Below are 18,660 nucleotides of genomic sequence, written 5' to 3' on the forward strand. Positions count from 1 at the left end.
GGTTTCAATCCCGGCGGTAAGGCAACATCCCCCGTGCCTCTTCGGCATAGCCCATAACCCCTGCCCGCTCCTGCTGCAGGAAATCGTCCACCGCCCGGCGCAGGCCTGGGTGAAGCAGATAATGCCAGGAGCGGGTCAGCACCGGCTCGAAGCCACGAATCAGCTTGTGCTCGCCCTGCGCGCCGGCATCGAAGCGCTGCAAGCCTTCGGCAATCGCAAAGTCCATGCCCTGGTAGAAGCAGGTTTCGAAGTGCAGCCGGTCGAACTCATCCAGGCAGCCCCAGTACCTCCCAAACAGGCTGTCGCCACCCACTAGGCTCAGGGCCATGGCGACATCGCGACCGCCTTGACGCGCCATCACGACCCTTAGGGCCTCGGGCATGCGCTGCGCCAGCAGGCTAAAGAATTCGCGGGTCAGATAGGGCGTACGCCTGCGCACTGCGTAGGTATTGGCGTAGCAGAGGTAGACGAAATCCCACTGAGCCTCCTCAAGTTCATCGCCACGGTACCAACGAAAGTCGATGCCCTGCCCTGCAACCTGCTCACGTTCCTTGCGCATCTGTTTGCGCTTGCGCGAACTCAAGCTGTCGAGAAAGTCCTGAAAGTCGCGGTAGCCATGGTTGCGCCAGTGGAACTGACATCCCAGGCGCTCCATCCAGCCCGGCAGGCCGGCCATCTGTGCATCCAGGCCAGGGTCGGTGAAGTTGATGTGAGCCCCGGATAGCCCGCCTTTGCCCAGATACTCAGGCAATGCCTGGAGCATGAGCAGGCCATCGGCCGGGTCAACGCTGAGCAGGCGCGGCCCGCTGACCGGGCTGAACGGCACGGCGCCGAGCAGTTTGGGGTAATAGGCAATACCAGCACGCTCGCAGGCGTCGGCCCAGCCATGATCGAACACGTACTCGCCGTACGAATGCCACTTGCGGTACGCCGGCAACAGCGCACGCACTTGCCCGTCACGCTCCAGCACCAGGTGTTCCGCCGCCCAGCCGGTGGCTGGCGCGACACTGCCGCTGTCCTCCAGGGCGCTCAGGAACGCATGGCGCAGGAAGGGTTGGCCGGCAGGTACCAAGGCGTCCCAGGTCGCGGCAGGCAGGTCACGCAGATGGGCAAGGCTATAGAGGCTGGTCACGATGTCGACTCGCGGAGTGAGGGCATCAGTATCAGGGAATACCGGCCTCTCACTCAAATGCCGAATGCCGGCCCGATCCTTTCATTCTCAATTACTTAACGGCAGTGCCACCAAATAGACATTATTCTGTCATTCGCCCCCGCAATACTTGCGCCTGTTTTCCGGAACCCTAGAACCTGTCTATTCAGGCCCTTTCCGAAGACATGCCAACATGGGGGTGGACGCTGAGCCTCCCCAATATTTTTCAGTAGGGAGAACCTTATGCGTCTTGTTTCTACACTTACCGGAGTGAGCCTCACCGGCATGATGCTGGCTCTGAGTACTCCGGCCAGTGCGGCTGTCGACGCCAAGCTGCTCGAAATGCTCCGCGCCAACGGCTCGATCAACCAGGCGCAGTACAACGAACTGCAAGGTGACCTGGCAAAAGAAACCAAGGAAAAGGCCGACCAGAAAGCTCAGTCAGAACGCATGAGCTCCTTCGAACAGAAAGTGGCTTGGGCCGCCAAGACCCAGGTCAAAGGCGATATCCGCCTGCGCTACGAGGACGTCAACGTCGACGACCCGAACAGCAGCAGCGGCAACCAGGACCGCCAGCGCGTTCGCGCCCGCGTCGGTTTCTACAGCGAGATCAACCCGCAAGTCGACGCAGGCATCCGCATCGCCACCGGCAGCAGCGCAGACCGCCGTTCGACCAACCAGAGTTTCGATAACTACTTCGACAAGAAATCGCTGTGGGTCGACCAGGCCTACCTCGACTGGCACCCGAGCGCAGTACCGAACCTGCACCTGATCGGCGGCAAGATGGCACAGCCTTGGGTGAGCATGGGTGACATCATCTGGGACGGCGACATCAACCCGGAAGGCGTTGCCGCCACCTACAAAGCCGACCTCGGCGGCGCCGAAGTCTTCGCCAGCGCGGGCCAGTACACGCTCAAGGACAACGTGGACGGCGACGGCGTGCAGTACAAGCACGACGCCCAGGTCTACCACGGCCAGTTGGGCGCCAAGTTCGCCCCGGCCGATGTGCTCAAGCTCACCGTCGGCGCGAGCATCTATGGCTACGACAACGACAAGGAAGCGACCATCCTGCAGTCGTTCGGCAATACCACCAACGAGTTCAACCTGGTGGAAGGCTTCGGCCAGGTGGACTTCACCGGCTTGGCCATCCCGCTGTCGGCGTATGGCCAGTACGTGAAGAACACCGAAAGCACCGATGGCGAAGACCAGGCCTGGCTGGCTGGCCTGAAGACCAAAGTCGGCGCCTGGAGCCTGGATTACAACTACCGCGATGTTCAGCGCAACGCCGTGGTCAGCCTGTTCACCGACTCCGACTTCGGCAACGGTTACACCGGCTCGCGCGGCCACAAGTTCAAGGTCGGTTATGAAATCGACAAGAACTTCTCGCTGGGCGCTGCCTACCTGATGGCCAAGACCGACCTGTCGCAGTTGCCGAACAGCGATGCCGATGTCGACACGCTGCAGGTGGACCTGGAAGCCAAGTTCTAAGCTGCAACGCCTGAGCTTCACTCAAGGCGGGAAATGCCGACCCCATCCGGCATTTCCTGCCTTTTTTTGCCTTCGAGAAACGCACTGGCCCTGCGGCCGGCAAGCCGGCGCAGGGCTGACTGTCAGCGTTTACGCAGAATCACACTACCAATCGAGTAGCCCGCACCAAACGAGCTCAGCACGCCCAGCGAACCCTTGGCCAGGTCATCCTGGTACAGGTGGAAGGCAATCACCGACCCCGCCGAACTGGTGTTGGCATAACGGTCGAGAATGACTGGTGCATCTTCCTCGGCCACTTCACGCCCCAGCAGCTTCTTTACGATCAGCTGGTTCATGCTCAGGTTGGCCTGGTGCAGCCAGAAGCGCTTGACGTCGGAGGGCTGCAGATCGTTCTCGCCCAGGTGCTTGCCGATCAGCTCGGCGACCATCGGGCAGACTTCCTTGAATACCTTGCGGCCTTCCTGCACGAACAACTTGTCCCGCGTACCGACGCCCTCTTCCGCTGCACGATTGAGGAAGCCGAAATTGTTGCGGATATTGTTGGAGAACGAGGTCTGCAACTTGGTACCGAGGATATCGAACTGGTGTGCCGAGGTGGCCTGGTCGGCACGCTCGACCAGCACGGCAGTGGCAGCGTCACCAAAAATGAAATGGCTGTCGCGGTCACGGAAGTTCAGGTGCCCGGTGCAGATTTCCGGGCTGACCACCAGCAACGCACGGGCCTGGCCCAGTTGCACGCTGTTGGCTGCGGTCTGGATGCCGAAGGTGGCCGAGGAGCAAGCCACGTTCATGTCGAAGGCGAAGCCCTGGATGCCCAGCGCCTGTTGCACTTCGATGGCGATGGCCGGGTACGGGCGCTGCAGGTTGGAGCAGGCGACGATCACCCCGTCGACATCGGCAGGGGTGCGGCCTGCGCGCTCGAGTGCCTGACGGGCAGCGGCCACGCCCATCTCGCAAAGGATCGACTGCTCGTCGTTGGAACGCTCCGGCAGGCGCGGCTTCATGCGCTGCGGGTCGAGAATGCCGGCCTTGTCCATGACGAAGCGGCTCTTGATGCCCGAGGCCTTCTCGATGAAGGCGGCGTCGGAGAGCGGCGCAGCTTCGACCTCGCCGCGCTCGATGGCGGCAGCGTTGTCGCGGTTGAACTGTTGCGACCAGGTGTTGAAGGATTCCACCAGTTCTTCGTTGGAAATGCTCTGGGCCGGGGTATACAGGCCGGTGCCGCTGATCACGACGTTATGCACGATCGTTCCTCTGGTCAAAGGCCATCGCCACAGGGCGCTGGCTGGAGTAATAGCACTTTAGTACCAAGTTCAAGGCGCAGGTTGAACCCGCAAGGGGCCGCAATGCGGCCCCAAATTGCCTCAATATTGCCACAACTTGCGGGGTTTAGGCTTCCACCTGAGACCACTGTTTGCTGAGACGTTTGTCAGAAATCGGTACTTTCGTGCCCAATTGCTGGGCAAACAGCGACACCCGATATTCTTCCAGCAACCAGCGGTACAAGGTCAGTTGCTCGTCGCGCTTGCCTTCCTGGGCGTGCTTGTCGGCACGGGCCTTGTACTGGGCCCAGAGGTTGGTCAGCTCGCCACTCCACACCCGGTCCTTCTGCACCTGGCTGCCAAGCTTCTCCAGGCGCAACTCCACCGCCCTGAGGTAGCGCGGCAGCTCCTTGAACCAGGCCGAAGGCGTCTCGCGCACGAAGCCCGGATACACCAGGTTGGCCAACTGCTGCTTGATGTCGTTCAGCGCCACCGCCTGGCTCAGGTCGATCTTGCCTTTGAAACGCTTCTGCAGGCCGTGCCACAGCTTGAGCACTTCCAGCGTCTGGCGGGCCAGGCGCTCGGCATGCTCGGCCCAGCTGCCGCGCTTGCGCTCGGCAAGCCCGGCCAATGCTGCGCCATCGCGCGGTAGCGTGGCCTCCCCCTCGAGGATGCAACTGTCGAGGCTGGCCAGCAGGATATCCTCCACCAGCGCCTCGACACGGCCCAGTTCGCGGTACAGCAAGCCCAGTTCGGTCAGCCCCGGGAGCTTGCCGCGCAGGAACTTGGCAGGCTCTGCCAACTGCTGCAGCAACAGGCGCTGCAAGGCACGGCGATGCTGGAACTCGGCTTCGGCCTGGGTCGAGAAACGCCCCTCGCGCACGCTGCCGCTCTCTTCCACCAATGCCGGGTACACCGTCATCGACAGCCCGGCGATCTTCTGCTGGGCGGTCTGCTTCACTTCACTGAAGGCCTTGGCCTGCACCGGCTGCGCGCCCTTGTCGTCGCGCGGCACAGCCAGCGCTGCCTGGCTGGCGGCGGCAAAGCGTGCGGTCAACTCGGCCAGGTCGCGGCCCTCGCCGAGGAACTTGCCCTGGCCATCGACCACCTCGATGTTCATACGCAGATGCCCTTCGACCAGGCCTACCGACTCTGCCCAGGCCTCATCGGACACACGGGCACCGGTCATGCGCAACAGCTCCTGGCCCAAAGCCTGAGGCAAGGCACCCTGGCCGAACGTCATGCGTGCCAGCGACGCCTTGACGAAGTCCGGTACCGGCACGAAGTTCTTGCGCAGGGCCTTGGGCAGGTTGCGCACCAACGCCACGCACTTGGCTTCAAGCAAGCCCGGCACCAGCCACTCCAGACGCTCGCCCGGCAGGCTTGGCAACAGCGGCGCGGGCACCCTTACCGTCACGCCGTCACGCGGGTGGCCCGGTTCGAAGTGGTAGCTCAGCGGCAGGCGCAGCTCGCCGACCTGCAGGCTGTCCGGGTATTGCGCCGCAGTGACTTCGCTGGCCTCACGGGCCAACACGTCTTCCTCACGCATGATCAGCAGGCTGGCATCCTTCTGGCTGCCCATGCGGTACCAGCTGTCGAAGGTCGCGGTCTGGTGGATCTCCGCTGGCAGGCGCGCCTCATAGAAGGCGTAGAGGGTTTCTTCATCGGCAAGAATGTCGCGCCGACGCGCCTTGGCTTCCAGCTCGTCGAGCTCTTCAAGCAGGCGCTTGTTGGCGGCCAGGCACTTGGCCCGCGACTGGATTTCGCCTCCAACCAGCCCTTCGCGTATGAACAGCTCACGCGAGGTAACCGGGTCGATCGGACCGTAATGCACTGGGCGGCGGCCGACCAGGATCAGCCCGTAGAGGGTGATCTGCTCGTAGGCCACCACCTGCCCGCGCTTCTTCTCCCAGTGCGGTTCGAAGTGGTTTTTCTTGACCAGGTGAGTCGCCAGCGGCTCGATCCAGTCGGGCTCGATCTTGGCCACCATGCGCGCATACAACTTGGTGGTCTCCACCAACTCGGCGGCCATGACCCACTGCGGGCGCTTGCGGCCAATGCCCGAGGACGGGTGCACCCAGAAACGCCGCTGACGCGCGCCCTGGTAGTCGCCGTCTTCGGTCTTGTGGCCGATCTGGCTGAGCAGCCCGCTGAGGATGGCTTTGTGCATCTTCTGGTAGTCGGACGGGTCCTTGTTCACCGTCAGTTGCAGGTCACGGCAGATCAGCGCCAACTGACGATGGGCGTCACGCCATTCGCGAAGGCGCAAATAGTTGAGAAAATTCTTGCGACACCAGTTGCGTAGCGGGTTGGCCGTCAGCGCCTGGCGCTGCTCCTCAAAGCCTCGCCACAGGTTGACCAGTGCGGCAAAATCGGAATCCACATCCTTCCACTGCGCATGCGCCTGGTCAGCCGCCTGCTGACGCTCCGGCGGGCGCTCGCGCGGGTCCTGCACCGACAATGCACTGGTGACGATCAGCACTTCCTGCAGGCTGCCCTGACGGGCGCCTTCGAGCAGCATCCGGCCCAGCCGGGGGTCGATCGGCAAGCGCGCCAGCTGACGGCCCAGGGGCGTCAGCTGGTTCTCGCGGTTGACCGCCGACAGCTCCTGCAGCAGGTTGAAACCGTCGCTGATGGCCTTGCCATCCGGCGGCTCGATGAACGGGAAGGCATCGATGGCGCCCAGACGCAGGTGCAGCATCTGCAGGATCACCGCCGCCAGGTTGGTGCGCAGGATCTCGGGGTCGGTGAAGGCTGGCCGGCCGTTGAAGTCTTCTTCGCTGTAAAGGCGTATGCAAATGCCCGGCTCGACACGGCCGCAACGGCCTTTACGCTGGTTGGCGCTGGCCTGGGATACCGCTTCGATCGGCAAGCGCTGGACCTTGGCCCGGTAGCTGTAGCGGCTGATGCGCGCGGTACCGGTGTCGATCACATAGCGGATGCCTGGCACGGTCAGCGAGGTTTCCGCCACGTTGGTGGCCAGCACCACACGGCGGCCAGTGTGCGACTGGAAGATACGCTGCTGCTCGGCCGGAGACAGGCGCGCATACAGCGGCAGGATCTCGGTATGACGCAACTGGGCCTTGCGCAGGATCTCGGCGGCATCGCGAATCTCGCGCTCGCCCGGCAGGAACACCAGCACGTCGCCGGGGCCCTTGCCCTCGCTGCGCTCGTGGTGGGCGATCTCATCGAGGGTGGCGAGGATCGCCTGGTCGACGGTGAGGTCGTCCTCGACCTGGTTGCCTTCTTCGTCCTGTTCACTGGTCAGCGGGCGATACCAGGTGTCCACCGGGTAGGTACGGCCGGATACCTCGATGATCGGCGCACCATCGAAATGCTTGGAGAAGCGCTCCAGGTCGATGGTCGCCGAAGTGATGATCAGCTTCAGGTCCGGGCGGCGATGCAGCAGGGTCTTGAGGTAGCCGAGCAGGAAATCGATGTTCAGGCTGCGCTCGTGCGCCTCGTCGACGATGATCGTGTCGTAGCGCTCGAGGAAGCGGTCATGCTGGGTTTCGGCCAGCAAGATGCCGTCGGTCATCAGCTTGACCAAGGTGTTGGCGTCGCTCTGGTCCTCGAACCGCACCTGGTAACCGACCAGGGCGCCCAGCGGTGTACCCAACTCTTCAGCCACACGGGCAGCAACGCTGCGCGCGGCAATCCGCCGTGGCTGGGTGTGGGCGATCAGGCCGTGGCTGCCGCGGCCCAGCTCCAGGCAGATCTTGGGTAGCTGGGTGGTCTTGCCCGAACCGGTCTCACCGGCAATCACCAGGACCTGGTTTTCGGCCAATGCCTTTTTGATCTCGTCGCGCTTGGCGGCAATCGGCAAGCTGTCGTCGTAGCGGATGCGCGGCACACTGTGCTGACGCGCGGTCACCTGGGCGCAAGACGCCTGGACCTTCTCCACCCACTGCGCGAGCTTGGCCTCGTCGGGGCGCTTGCGCAGCTCATGCAGTTGCCGGCGCAGGCGATGGCGGTCGGCGATCATGGCGTGGTCGAGGTTTTGCAGCAGTTTGTCGATGGCGTGGTCAGTCATGGGGCTTTTTAGTGATGCAGGTGAGCCTGCTTTTGCATGATCGGCATTCGAAGGATGCGCGATTGTCGCAGATTTGCCGGCTTTTTGCTGTCTGTACCGGCCCCCGCCAATGTTTAGCCGTTACCAGAGTGAAGGTTGCCATTCACTGCTTTAATCAACGTGACGTCGCATGTGAGTATCCAATGCATGATCCCCGTCCAGCCCATCGCCCCGCCGCTTTCGCGCCCTTCGCTACCGAAGGCCCGCACCTGCGCCGGTGAAAATCCGCTGGTCCATGTGATCCTGGCCTTCTGGGCCCTCTGGCATTGCCGCCACGCCCGCCCACCGGACACTTCACTCGCGCATCTGACAAAGCCCGGCCACCTTTCGGCCGATTGACTCAGCCGGACCGCCGCCAAGCGGCGGTCCTGTATGCACACGAGCGAATCCCTCATGCACTTTGCCCCCGTTGAACACGCCCGACGTTTCCTTGCCGAAAACCCCGATATCGAGCTGTTCGAACTGTTCATCCTCGACGCCAACGGCGTGCCGCGCGGCAAGCTGCTGCACCGCGACGAGCTGCTGGCGGTTTACCAGAGCGGCCGCCCGCTGCCCAGTACCATCCTGGGCCTGACCCTCAATGGCGATGACGTGGAAAACTCCGGGCTGGTCTGGGACGTCGGCGACATCGACTGCCGCGCCTACCCCTTGGAGGGCAGCCTGGTACGCCTGCCATGGCGCCGCGTGCCGACCGCCGCCGTGCAAGTCAGCATGCACCCCAGCGAAGGCCTACCGGCCAGCGTCGCCGACCCGCGCCATGTGCTGTTGCGCACCATCGAAGCGCTCAAGGCCGACGGCTACCACCCGGTGATGGCGTGCGAACTGGAGTTTTTCCTGCTCGACCAGCAGCGTGACGCCCAAGGCCGGCCGCAACCGGCCCTGGACAATGATGGCGGCCGCCCGCGCAGCACCCAGGTCTATGGCCTGCGTGAACTGGAGCAGATAGAGCCGTTTCTCGCCGACCTTTACGCGGCCTGCAAAGCCCAGGGCATCCCGGCCCGCACGGCGATTTCGGAGTACGCCCCAGGCCAGGTGGAAATCACCCTGGAGCATGGCGATGCCCTGGAAGCGATGGACCAGGCCGTGCGCTACAAGCGCCTGGTCAAAGGCGTGGCGCACGCCCACGGCATGCAGGCGTGCTTCATGGCCAAACCCTTCGCGCAACTGGCCGGCACCGGCATGCACATGCACCTGAGCCTGGCCGACAGCGCCGGCAACAACCTGTTCGCCAGCGAAGACAAGGCCGGCACTCCCCTTCTGCGCCAAGCGGTTGCCGGCATGCTACGCCACCTGCGCGACTCGCTGCTGCTGTTCTGCCCCAACGCCAACTCGTTCCGTCGCTTCCAGGCCAACAGCTATGCACCGCTGGCGCCAACCTGGGGTGTCGACAACCGCACGGTCAGCTTGCGCGTGCCCGGCGGGCCGGCCAACAGCCGCCATGTCGAACACCGCATCTGTGGCGCCGACGCCAACCCGTACCTGGCCGCTGCGGCGATTCTCGCCGCCAGCCACCGCGGCATCCGCGAACAACTCGACCCGGGCGCACCGGTCGAAGGCAACGGCTACGCCCAGGCCACCGAACACCTGCCCACCGACTGGCTGACCGCCCTCGACGCACTGGAGCGTTCGGCGTGGGCACGCGAAGCACTCGGCGCGGACTTCCTCGGGGTGTACCTGAAGGTCAAGCGCGCCGAGTATCGCCAGTTCATGGCCGAAGTCAGCGAACAGGACTGGCGCTGGTACCTGCACCAGGCCTGAGCCTCACCCTATTCAGAATAAGGAACACCCATGAACGCAGCAGTGAACAACGGCCCGGCCCAGCGCGCGCCGTCCTACTACAGTGCCTCCCTCAACGACCACACGCAGTACCCGCAGCTCAAGGGCACCGTGCAGGTCGACGTAGCCATTATCGGCGGCGGTTTCACCGGCGTAGCCACCGCCGTGGAGCTGGCCGAGCGCGGCCTGAAAGTGGCGGTGGTGGAAACCAACCGCATCGGCTGGGGCGCCAGCGGCCGCAACGGCGGCCAGGTCACCGGCAGCCTCTCGGGCGACGAAGCCATGCGCACGCAGATGCGCGACCGCCTGGGCAGTGAAGTGGATGACTTCATCTGGCACCTGCGCTGGCGCGGGCACCAGATCATCGAGCAGCGGGTCGAGCGCTATGGCATCGACTGTGACCTCAAGCGCGGCCACCTGCATGCAGCGATGAAACCGTCACACCTCAACGAGCTGCGCACCTTCGAGGCCGAAGCGCAGCGCCGCGGCATGGGTGATCAGGTGCACATGCTCGACCGCAACTCGGTTGCCGAACACCTGCAAAGCCCGTTGTACCTAGGCGCGCTGAAAAACCTGCGCAACCTGCACCTGCACCCGCTCAACCTGTGCCTGGGCGAGGCGCGTGCCGCCCATGCACTGGGCGCGCTGATCTTCGAGAACTCCGAGGTACTGGACATCGTGCACGGCCCGCGCCCTGCAGTGGTCACTGCCCAAGGCCGAATCGAAGCACGCCAGGTGATGCTGGCCGGCGACGTTTACCACAAACTGGAAAAGCGCCAGCTAAAGGGCAAGATCTTCCCCGCCATGGGTGGCATCGTCACCACCGTGCCGCTGGGCGAACTGGCCGAACAGATCAACCCCCAGGACCTGGCGGTGTACGACTGCCGTTTCGTGCTCGACTACTACCGCCTCACTGCCGACAAACGCCTGCTGTTCGGCGGCGGCGCCAACTATTCGGGCAAGGATTCCCGTGATATCGCAGGTGAACTGCGCCCGTGCATCGAGCGCACCTTCCCGGCCCTCAAAGGGGTGCCGATCGAGTTCCAGTGGAGCTGCGCGATGGGTATCGTGGTCAATCGCATACCGCAGCTGGGCAAGCTTTCGGACAACGTCTGGTATTGCCAGGGCTATTCGGGGCACGGCATCGCCACCAGCCACATCATGGGCGAAATCATGGCCGAGGCGCTGACTGGAACGCTGGAGAAGTTCGATACCTTTGCCGGGTGCAAGCACATCAAGGTGCCGATGGGGGACCTGCTGGGCAATCCGCTGTTGGCGGCAGGGATGTGGTACTACCAGATGCTGGAAAAACTGCGTTGATTGCTCTCCCCCTGTAGGAGCGGCCTCGTGTCGCGAAAGGGCCGCAAAGCGGCCCCAGATTTTCAGCGTGATGCGGATATTGCGGGGCAATGGGCAGCGATCAGGCGATCTTCTTCAAACCCTGCTTCTTCAGCTCTTCATCACGCAACTCGCGGCGCAGGATCTTGCCCACGTTGGTCGTTGGCAGCGCGTCGCGGAACTCGATGTAACGCGGCACCTTGTAGCCGGTGACGTTGGCACGCATGTGCTCCATCACCTGCTCCTTGGTGACGGTCATGCCCGGCTTGACCACGATGAACACCTTGATCAGTTCGCCCGACTTTTCATCCGGCACGCCGATCGCAGCGCACTGCAGCACACCCGGCAGGGCTGCCAGTACGTCCTCCAGCTCGTTGGGATACACGTTGAAGCCCGAGACCAGGATCATGTCCTTCTTGCGGTCAACGATGCGCATGTAGCCATCCGGCTGGATCAGGGCAATGTCCCCGGTCTTCAGCCAACCGTCACTGTCGAGGATCTCGGCGGTGGCATCTTCACGCTGCCAGTAGCCCTTCATCACCTGCGGCCCCTTGACGCACAGCTCGCCCACCTCGCCCAGCGGCAGTTCGGTGCCACTGTCATCGATGACCTTGCACAGGGTCGAGGGCACCGGGATACCGATGGTGCCGACCTGGTTGGCTTCGGCGGGATTGACCGCCGCAACCGGGCTGGTCTCGGTCATGCCATAGCCTTCGCAAATGGCGCAACCGGTGACGGCTTTCCAGCGCTCGGCCACGCTCAGTTGCAGCGCCATACCACCGGACAAGGTGATCTTCAACGCCGAGAAGTCCAGCGCACGGAACGCCTCGTTGTTGCACAGGGCAACGAACAGGGTGTTGAGGCCGACGAAGCCGCTGAATTTCCACTTGCCCAGCTCCTTGACCATTGCCGGCAAGTCACGCGGGTTGCTGATCAGCACGTTATGGTTGCCGATCAGCATCATCGCCATGCAATGGAAGGTAAAGGCATAGATGTGGTACAGCGGCAGCGGCGTGATGAGGATCTCGCAACCTTCATGCAGGTTCGAACCCATCAGCGCCCGACACTGCAGCATGTTGGCCACCAGGTTGCGGTGCGTCAGCATTGCGCCCTTGGCCACACCTGTGGTGCCGCCGGTGTACTGCAGCACGGCAACATCATTGGCTTGCGGGTTGGCCTCGGCCACCGGCTGGCCCTTGCCCAGCGCCAGGGTATCGTTGAAGCGCACGGCGTTCGGCAGGTTATAGGCCGGCACCATCTTCTTCACGTACTTGATCACGCTGTTGATCAGCAGGCGCTTGAGCGGTGGCAACAGGTCGGCCACTTCAGTGACGATGACGTGCCTGACCTGGGTCTTGGGCACCACTTTCTCGGCCAGGTGCGCCATGTTGGCCAGGCACACCAGCGCCTTGGCACCGGAGTCGTTGAACTGATGTTCCATTTCCCGTGCGGTATACAGCGGGTTGGTGTTGACCACGATCAGGCCGGCGCGCATGGCACCGAACACCGCTACCGGGTACTGCAGGACATTCGGCAGCTGTACGGCAATGCGATCACCCGGCTTGAGGTCGGTGTGCTGCTGCAGCCAGGCCGCAAAAGCGCCCGACAGGGCATACAACTCGCCGTAGGTGATGGTCTTGCCCAGGTTGCTAAAGGCCGGTTTGTCGGCAAAGCGTTGGCAGGATTGCTTGAGTACCGCCTGGATATTGGGGAATTCGTCAGGATTGATTTCCGCCGTAATCCCGGCTGGGTATTTATCCTTCCAAAAATGGTCGATCATGGAAGCCCACTCCTTCAGCAACAGCGAAGTTCGATTTACGCGTCGATGCGTTTATTATTGATATGAGATGGCGGTTCGTTGCAAACCGAATCATCTGAAAGCGGGCCGAGAGTAACAGCTTTGCAAAGGGTCGCCTAGAGGCCAAAACGGGCCTTACGGTCACAAAAATGACTCAATGAAGGATACAAGTCATTTTTAGAGTATTTGACTTAGAGCGCCAAGTTTCAAGCGGCAAGCTGCAAGCTAGAGCGGCGCACGCCCCCTCTTGCAGCTTGAAACTTGAAGTTTGAAGCTCGCCCCCCTTACGCGATGTCGCGCAGCTCGCGACGCAGGATCTTGCCCACCGGGGTCATCGGCAACGACTCGCGCAGCACGATGTGCTTGGGCACTTTGTAACCTGTGAAGTTGGCCTTGCAGTAGGCCTTGAGTTCATCGACGCTGAGCCCGCCCTCACGGGCCACCACGAACAGTTTGACGGCCTCGCCCGAACGCTCGTCAGGCACGCCGATGGCGGCGCAGTTGGCCACCTTCGGGTGGCCCATGATCACGTCTTCGATTTCGTTGGGGTACACGTTGAAGCCCGAGACGATGATCATGTCCTTCTTGCGGTCGACGATACGCGTAAAGCCGTCCGGGTCGATCACTGCAATGTCGCCGGTTTTCAGCCAGCCATCAGCATCCAGGGTCTGCGCCGTAGCCTCGGGTTGCTGCCAGTACCCCTTCATCACCTGCGGGCCCTTGATGCACAACTCGCCCCGCTCACCGAGCGGCAGTTCATTGCCCTCATCATCGATGACCTTGAATGCTGTGTCTGCCACCGGTATGCCCACGGTACCCAGGCGTGCCAGCTCGCCATAAGGGTTGGTGCTGGCCACTGGCGAAGTCTCTGTCAGGCCGTAGCCCTCGACAATGCGGCAGCCGGTCAGGCTCTCCCAACGTTCGGCGGTGGCCTTGACCAGTGCCGTACCGCCAGAGTTGGTCACCTTGAGCGCCGAGAAATCCAGCTGCCGGAAGCCCGGGTGATCCATCAGCGCCACGAACAGGGTGTTCAACCCCAACAGTGCGGTGAACCGCCACTTGCCCAGTTCCTTGATGAAGCCAGGGATATCGCGCGGGTTGGTGATCAACACGTTATGGTTGCCGGTGACCATCATGCACATGCAGTTCGCGGTAAAGGCATAGATGTGGTACAGCGGCAGCGGCGCGATCATCACCTCCTGGCCTTCCTTGATCAGCTTCTGCCCGTCCGGGCCATGCTGCGAAAAGCACGCCAGCACCTGCAGCATGTTGGCCACCAGGTTGCCGTGGGTGAGCATGGCGCCCTTGGCCAGGCCCGTGGTGCCGCCGGTGTACTGCAGCACGGCGATGTCGTCCAAGCTCAGCGTTACCGGCTTGTGGCTCAGCGCCGCGCCCTCGCGCAGTGCCTGCTTGAACGAGATGGCCTGGGGCAGATGATAGGCCGGGACCATTTTCTTGACCTTGTCGACCACGGTGTTGATCAACCACCCCTTGGCCATGGGCAACAGGTCGCCCATCTTCGCCTCGATCAGGTATTCGATGCCGGTATCGGGCAGCACCTCCTGGACCCGCTTGCCGAACATGTTCAGGTACACCAGGGCGCGGGCACCGGCGTCTTTGAACTGGTGGCGCATTTCACGCTCGGTGTACAGCGGGTTGGTGTTGACCACGATCAGCCCGGCGCGCAGGGCGCCGAACACCGCAATGGGATACTGCAGCACGTTGGGCATCTGTACGGCGATGCGGTCACCCGGCACCAGGTCGGTATGCTGCTGCAGCCAGGCAGCAAAGGCCGCCGAAAGGCGGTCGAGTTCGCCATAGGTCAGGGTCTTGCCCAGGTTGCTGAACGCCGGGCGGTCGGCGAAGCGCTTGCAGGATCGCTCGAAAACTTCGACGACCGAGGTGTACGCATGGATATCGATGGTGGAAGGCACGCCCGCCGGGCGCTTGTCATTCCAGAAGTCGGCTTGCATTTATTATTGTTCCTCTGCCTGAACCCGCTCTTAGCCTGTAATCCCTTTGCCTGATGGCAAAAAGGCGTTCAACCGACGTTAGCAGGTAAGCCTGAGGTGGCATATATGCCAAGTGCCGCCATTAACATTGTGAATCTTATTTGTGCCCTTCCTGCAATCCGGCCGCTTGCGCATACACTGTGCTCGTACCCCAGCGCAAAGGATCCGCCATGCCTTACGACGCCTTCTGGCTGCCGGCCAGCGAGCATTGCAGCCTGTACGTGCACCAATGGCTGCCGGCCACGCCGGTCAAGGCCGTGGTGCTGCTGGCGCACGGCATGGCCGAACATGCCGGGCGCTACCAGCGCCTGGGCCAGGCGCTGAGCGCTGCCGGCTATGCGCTGCTGGCTGCGGACCTGCGCGGCCACGGCCGTACCGCCGAACGGGGTAGCCTCGGCCTGTTCGCCCGGCAACATGGCTGGAATGCCGTGGTCAACGACCTGGCCCTGCTCACACAGCACATCGGCCAGCAGTTCCCCTGCACACCGCTGTTCCTGTTCGGCCACAGCATGGGCAGCTACATCGCCCAGGCTTACCTGATGCACCACAGTGGCAGCGTGCACGGGGCGATCCTCAGCGGCTCCAATTTCCAGCCGCCGGCGCTGTACCGCATGGCGCGCCTGATCGCCCGGCTGGAGGCGTTGCGCCAAGGCCCGCAAGGCAAGAGTGCGCTGATCGAGTGGCTGTCGTTCGGCTCGTTCAACAAAGCCTTTAAACCCACCCGTACCGCCTTCGACTGGCTAAGCCGCGACCCTGAAGAGGTAAACAGGTACGTCAGCGACCCGCTGTGCGGTTTTCGCTGCAGCAACCAGTTGTGGCTAGACTTGCTGCACGGCCTGGCGCAGATCAGCCAGGCGAAGAACCTCGCGCAGATCGATCCGAACCTGCCGTTGCTGGTGATTGGCGGTGAATGTGATCCGGTGAGTGCCGGCAAGCGTCTCACCCATCTGGCCGACGCCCTGCGCGCGACCGGCAATCGACATGTACAACTGCGCGTCTACCCCAAGGCGCGGCACGAAGTGCTCAATGAACTCAATCGGGACGAGGTCACCGCCGATATCCTCGCGTGGCTGGAGCAGGCGCTGGCCCTTGGCCGCCCTGCCCGCAGTGAATGATAACGGCCTTGTCCGCCCATCAAGGAAGCGCCAATGACCCAGGTCACCAACACGCCTTACGAAGCTCTAGAAGTCGGCCAGAAGGCCAGTTACGAAAAGTCTGTGGAAGAACGCGACATCCAGCTGTTCGCCGCGATGTCCGGTGACCACAACCCGGTGCACCTGGATGCCGAATTCGCCGCCAAGAGCATGTTCCGTGAGCGCATTGCCCATGGCATGTTCAGCGGCGCGCTGATCAGCGCGGCAGTAGCCTGCACCCTGCCCGGCCCCGGCACCATCTACCTGGGCCAGAAGATGAGCTTCCAGAAGCCGGTGAAAATCGGCGACACCCTGACCGTGCGCCTGGAAATCCTCGAGAAGCTGCCCAAGTTCAAAGTGCGCATCGCCACCAACGTGTACAACCAGAACGATGAGCTGGTTGTAGAGGGCGAGGCAGAGATCCTGGCGCCGCGCAAGCAGCAGACGGTAGAGCTGGTATCGCCGCCCAATTTTGTCGCCAGCTGATGGCTTCAGGCAGTACCGGCGACAGGGCCGGTGCTGCCGGGTCATTCCAACGCCTGCAGCTTTCCCTCGATATGCCGCCGTTCCGGCGCCTGATGCGTCAACTCCAGCGCCTGCCGCCAGGCCGCACGGGCCTGTTCTGCCTCACCCAACTGGTAATGCAGCTCCGCCCTTGCCGCATGCGCCAGGTGATAGTCGCGCAACTCGCCAGTCGCCAGAATTGTTTCAATCTCCGCCAACCCCACCCGCGGCCCATCCCGCTTGGCCAATGCCACCGCTCGGTTGAGCGCCACCACTGCGGACGGCCAATGCCGCTGCAGCACATCGTAAAGGCCGACAATCTGCGCCCAGTCCGTTTCACTTGCGCTCGCAGCCTCCGCATGCACCGCTGCAATCGCCGCCTGCACCGTGTAGGCACCGAACGCCCGGCTGCGCAACGCCAGCTGCACCAATTCACAGCCTTCGCTGATTTGCGCACCGTCCCACAGGCTGCGATCCTGCTGCTCGAGCAGCACCAGATTGCCTTGGGCATCGCTACGCGCGTGCTGGCGTGACGCCTGCAGCAACATCAGCGCCAGCAAACCGACCGCCTCCGGGTCCGGTAACAACTGCACCAGCAAGCGACCGAGGCGAATGGCTTCGTCACTCAACGCCTGTTGCACCAACGCCTCACCCGAAGACGCCGAATAGCCCTCGTTGAACACCAGGTAAATCACCCGCAACACGCTTTCCAGGCGCTCAGGCAATTCGTGCAGCTCCGGCACCTGGTAAGGAATGCGTGCGTCGCGGATCTTGGCCTTGGCGCGCACGATGCGTTGGGCAATGGTCGCTGGGCTCTGCAGGAAGGCACGGGCGATCTGCTCAGTGGTCAGGTCACAGACTTCGCGCAACGTCAAAGGCACCTGCGCATCGGCAGCCAGAGCCGGGTGGCAGCACGTGAAGATCAGCCGCAGGCGATCGTCGGCGAGCAATGCCTCATCACTGGGGTCTTGCCCCTGGCCCTCGATGAGCATGATCAGGTCAGCCTGCGAACGGTCGAAACGCGCACGCCGCCGCACCGCGTCAATGGCCTTGAAACGGCCGGTCGACACCAGCCATGCACGTGGGTTTTGGGGGATACCGTCACGCTGCCAGCGCTCGACGGCAATGAAGAAGGCATCATGCATGGCCTCCTCTGCCAGGTCGAAATCCCCCAGCAGGCGGATCAGCGTCGCCAGGATACGCCGCGAGTCCCGCCGGTAAACCCCCTCGATCTCGGCGCGTACCTGCACCAGCGTTGCCATCAGTCCGGCATCCGCTGGGTCACCACCTCCACCAGGCGGTCCAGGCTTTCTCCCCACCCCTGGTGAAAACCCATTTCTTCATGGGCCGTGCAGTCGGCAGCGCTCCAGTGCCAAGCGCGGGCGGTATAACGGGTCTTGCCGTGTTCCTCGTCAAAGGTCACCACTGCGGTCATGAAGGCCTTGGCAGACGGCACCCAGCCTGGCCCGAACGCATCGGTGAACACCAGCCGACGTGGCGCGGCGATCTCCAGGAACACACCCTGGGTGGGGTAGTCGGTACCGTCGGGGGCGCGCATCAAGGTACGAAACAGGCCACCGACCCAGAGCTGCATTTCACATTCAGGCGTGGTCATGCCATGCGGCCCCCACCACTGCATCAGCCACTGGGGTTCGGTCCAGGCACGGAACACCTTGGCGGGCGGGGCGTCGATCAGGCGGCTGATGGCCAACTCGTGTTGCGCTTGCGCAGGTTGGGCAAGGCTCATTCTTGTTGTTCTCCGTTGCGGTCAGGGTTGCAGTTCGCGCACGGGCCTTACTTCAACGCTGCCGACCCGTGCGGCCGGGATGCCTTTGGCAATGTTCAATGCCTCGTTGAGATCGCGGGCATCGACCAGGTAAAAACCCGCAAGCTGCTCTTTGGTCTCGGCGAACGGGCCATCGGTCAGGCTCATGTGGCCACCACGCATGCGTACCGTGGTGGCGGTCTGCACCGGTTTCAGCGCCTCGGCCGCGAGCATGCGCCCACAGCGCTGCAGCGACTCGGCGTAAGCCATGCATTCGGCATCTTCGGGGCTGTCGGGCAAGCTGTGCAGCAGCCCCTCGTCACAATAGACCAGGCACAGGTATTTCATGGTGATCTCCACGG

Annotated in this window: 13 protein-coding genes; 5 read left to right on the forward strand and 8 right to left on the reverse strand. The window is 62.9% G+C overall.

Annotated elements, in window-relative coordinates:
• Nucleotides 1-4: 4 nt before the first annotated feature.
• Nucleotides 5-1,132, reverse strand: a complete 1,128-nt coding sequence (locus tag NGJ21_RS02365) for a GNAT family N-acetyltransferase (RefSeq protein WP_046788090.1) — start codon at nt 1,130-1,132, stop codon at nt 5-7.
• A gap of 261 nt (nt 1,133-1,393) precedes the next feature.
• On the opposite strand from NGJ21_RS02365, the gene NGJ21_RS02370 reads away from it, so the two are divergent.
• Nucleotides 1,394-2,638 carry a putative porin gene (locus tag NGJ21_RS02370; protein WP_125924532.1) on the forward strand — a complete coding sequence of 415 codons (1,245 nt, stop codon included), beginning with the start codon at nt 1,394-1,396 and terminating at the stop codon, nt 2,636-2,638.
• A 122-nt stretch (nt 2,639-2,760) separates the two neighbouring features.
• Here NGJ21_RS02370 and NGJ21_RS02375 read toward each other — a convergent pair whose 3' ends face one another.
• Nucleotides 2,761-3,882, reverse strand: coding sequence for a beta-ketoacyl-ACP synthase III (locus NGJ21_RS02375; protein WP_046788054.1), 1,122 nt, complete (start codon nt 3,880-3,882; stop codon nt 2,761-2,763).
• A gap of 145 nt (nt 3,883-4,027) precedes the next feature.
• Nucleotides 4,028-7,933: an ATP-dependent RNA helicase HrpA gene (hrpA, locus tag NGJ21_RS02380; protein WP_125924534.1), complete on the reverse strand. Its 3,906-nt coding sequence runs from the start codon at nt 7,931-7,933 to the stop codon at nt 4,028-4,030.
• A 432-nt stretch (nt 7,934-8,365) separates the two neighbouring features.
• On the opposite strand from hrpA, the gene NGJ21_RS02390 reads away from it, so the two are divergent.
• Nucleotides 8,366-9,730 carry a glutamine synthetase family protein gene (locus NGJ21_RS02390; RefSeq protein WP_046788051.1) on the forward strand — a complete coding sequence of 455 codons (1,365 nt, stop codon included), beginning with the start codon at nt 8,366-8,368 and terminating at the stop codon, nt 9,728-9,730.
• Between the two features lie 30 nt (nt 9,731-9,760).
• Nucleotides 9,761-11,068 carry an NAD(P)/FAD-dependent oxidoreductase gene (locus NGJ21_RS02395; protein WP_196996866.1) on the forward strand — a complete coding sequence of 436 codons (1,308 nt, stop codon included), beginning with the start codon at nt 9,761-9,763 and terminating at the stop codon, nt 11,066-11,068.
• 100 nt (nt 11,069-11,168) lie between these two features.
• On the opposite strand, the gene fadD1 is transcribed toward NGJ21_RS02395, so the two are convergent.
• Both fadD1 and fadD2 read right to left on the reverse strand, forming a co-directional pair.
• Nucleotides 11,169-12,866 (reverse strand): long-chain-fatty-acid--CoA ligase FadD1, encoded by a 1,698-nt coding sequence (gene fadD1 / locus NGJ21_RS02400; RefSeq protein ID WP_046788049.1) that lies wholly within the window; start codon nt 12,864-12,866, stop codon nt 11,169-11,171.
• A gap of 302 nt (nt 12,867-13,168) precedes the next feature.
• A complete protein-coding gene (fadD2, locus tag NGJ21_RS02405; RefSeq protein WP_046788048.1) occupies nt 13,169-14,857 on the reverse strand; it encodes a long-chain-fatty-acid--CoA ligase FadD2 in 1,689 nt (562 codons plus the stop codon).
• A gap of 209 nt (nt 14,858-15,066) precedes the next feature.
• Here fadD2 and NGJ21_RS02410 point away from each other — a divergent pair, with 209 nt between their 5' ends.
• Both NGJ21_RS02410 and NGJ21_RS02415 read left to right on the forward strand, forming a co-directional pair.
• The gene (locus NGJ21_RS02410) at nt 15,067-16,011 is read left to right on the forward strand and encodes an alpha/beta hydrolase (RefSeq protein ID WP_115274125.1); all 945 of its coding nucleotides are present in this window, start codon (nt 15,067-15,069) and stop codon (nt 16,009-16,011) included.
• Nucleotides 16,012-16,044: 33 nt separating this feature from the next.
• Nucleotides 16,045-16,515 carry a MaoC family dehydratase gene (locus tag NGJ21_RS02415; protein WP_012315672.1) on the forward strand — a complete coding sequence of 157 codons (471 nt, stop codon included), beginning with the start codon at nt 16,045-16,047 and terminating at the stop codon, nt 16,513-16,515.
• 41 nt (nt 16,516-16,556) lie between these two features.
• On the opposite strand, the gene NGJ21_RS02420 is transcribed toward NGJ21_RS02415, so the two are convergent.
• From NGJ21_RS02420 to NGJ21_RS02430, 3 genes are read right to left on the reverse strand one after another with little or no spacing between them, the layout of a single operon-like run.
• Nucleotides 16,557-17,795, reverse strand: coding sequence for an RNA polymerase sigma factor (locus tag NGJ21_RS02420; RefSeq protein WP_119687599.1), 1,239 nt, complete (start codon nt 17,793-17,795; stop codon nt 16,557-16,559).
• The gene (locus tag NGJ21_RS02425; protein ID WP_115274123.1) at nt 17,795-18,280 is read right to left on the reverse strand and encodes an SRPBCC family protein; all 486 of its coding nucleotides are present in this window, start codon (nt 18,278-18,280) and stop codon (nt 17,795-17,797) included. The genes NGJ21_RS02420 and NGJ21_RS02425 overlap by 1 nt, the downstream gene beginning before the upstream one ends.
• A gap of 21 nt (nt 18,281-18,301) precedes the next feature.
• Nucleotides 18,302-18,646: a YciI family protein gene (locus NGJ21_RS02430; protein WP_039603659.1), complete on the reverse strand. Its 345-nt coding sequence runs from the start codon at nt 18,644-18,646 to the stop codon at nt 18,302-18,304.
• Nucleotides 18,647-18,660 lie beyond the last annotated feature (14 nt).

The organism is Pseudomonas sp. Marseille-Q5299 (assembly GCF_943737035.1).
Classification (GTDB): domain Bacteria; phylum Pseudomonadota; class Gammaproteobacteria; order Pseudomonadales; family Pseudomonadaceae; genus Aquipseudomonas; species Aquipseudomonas putida_E.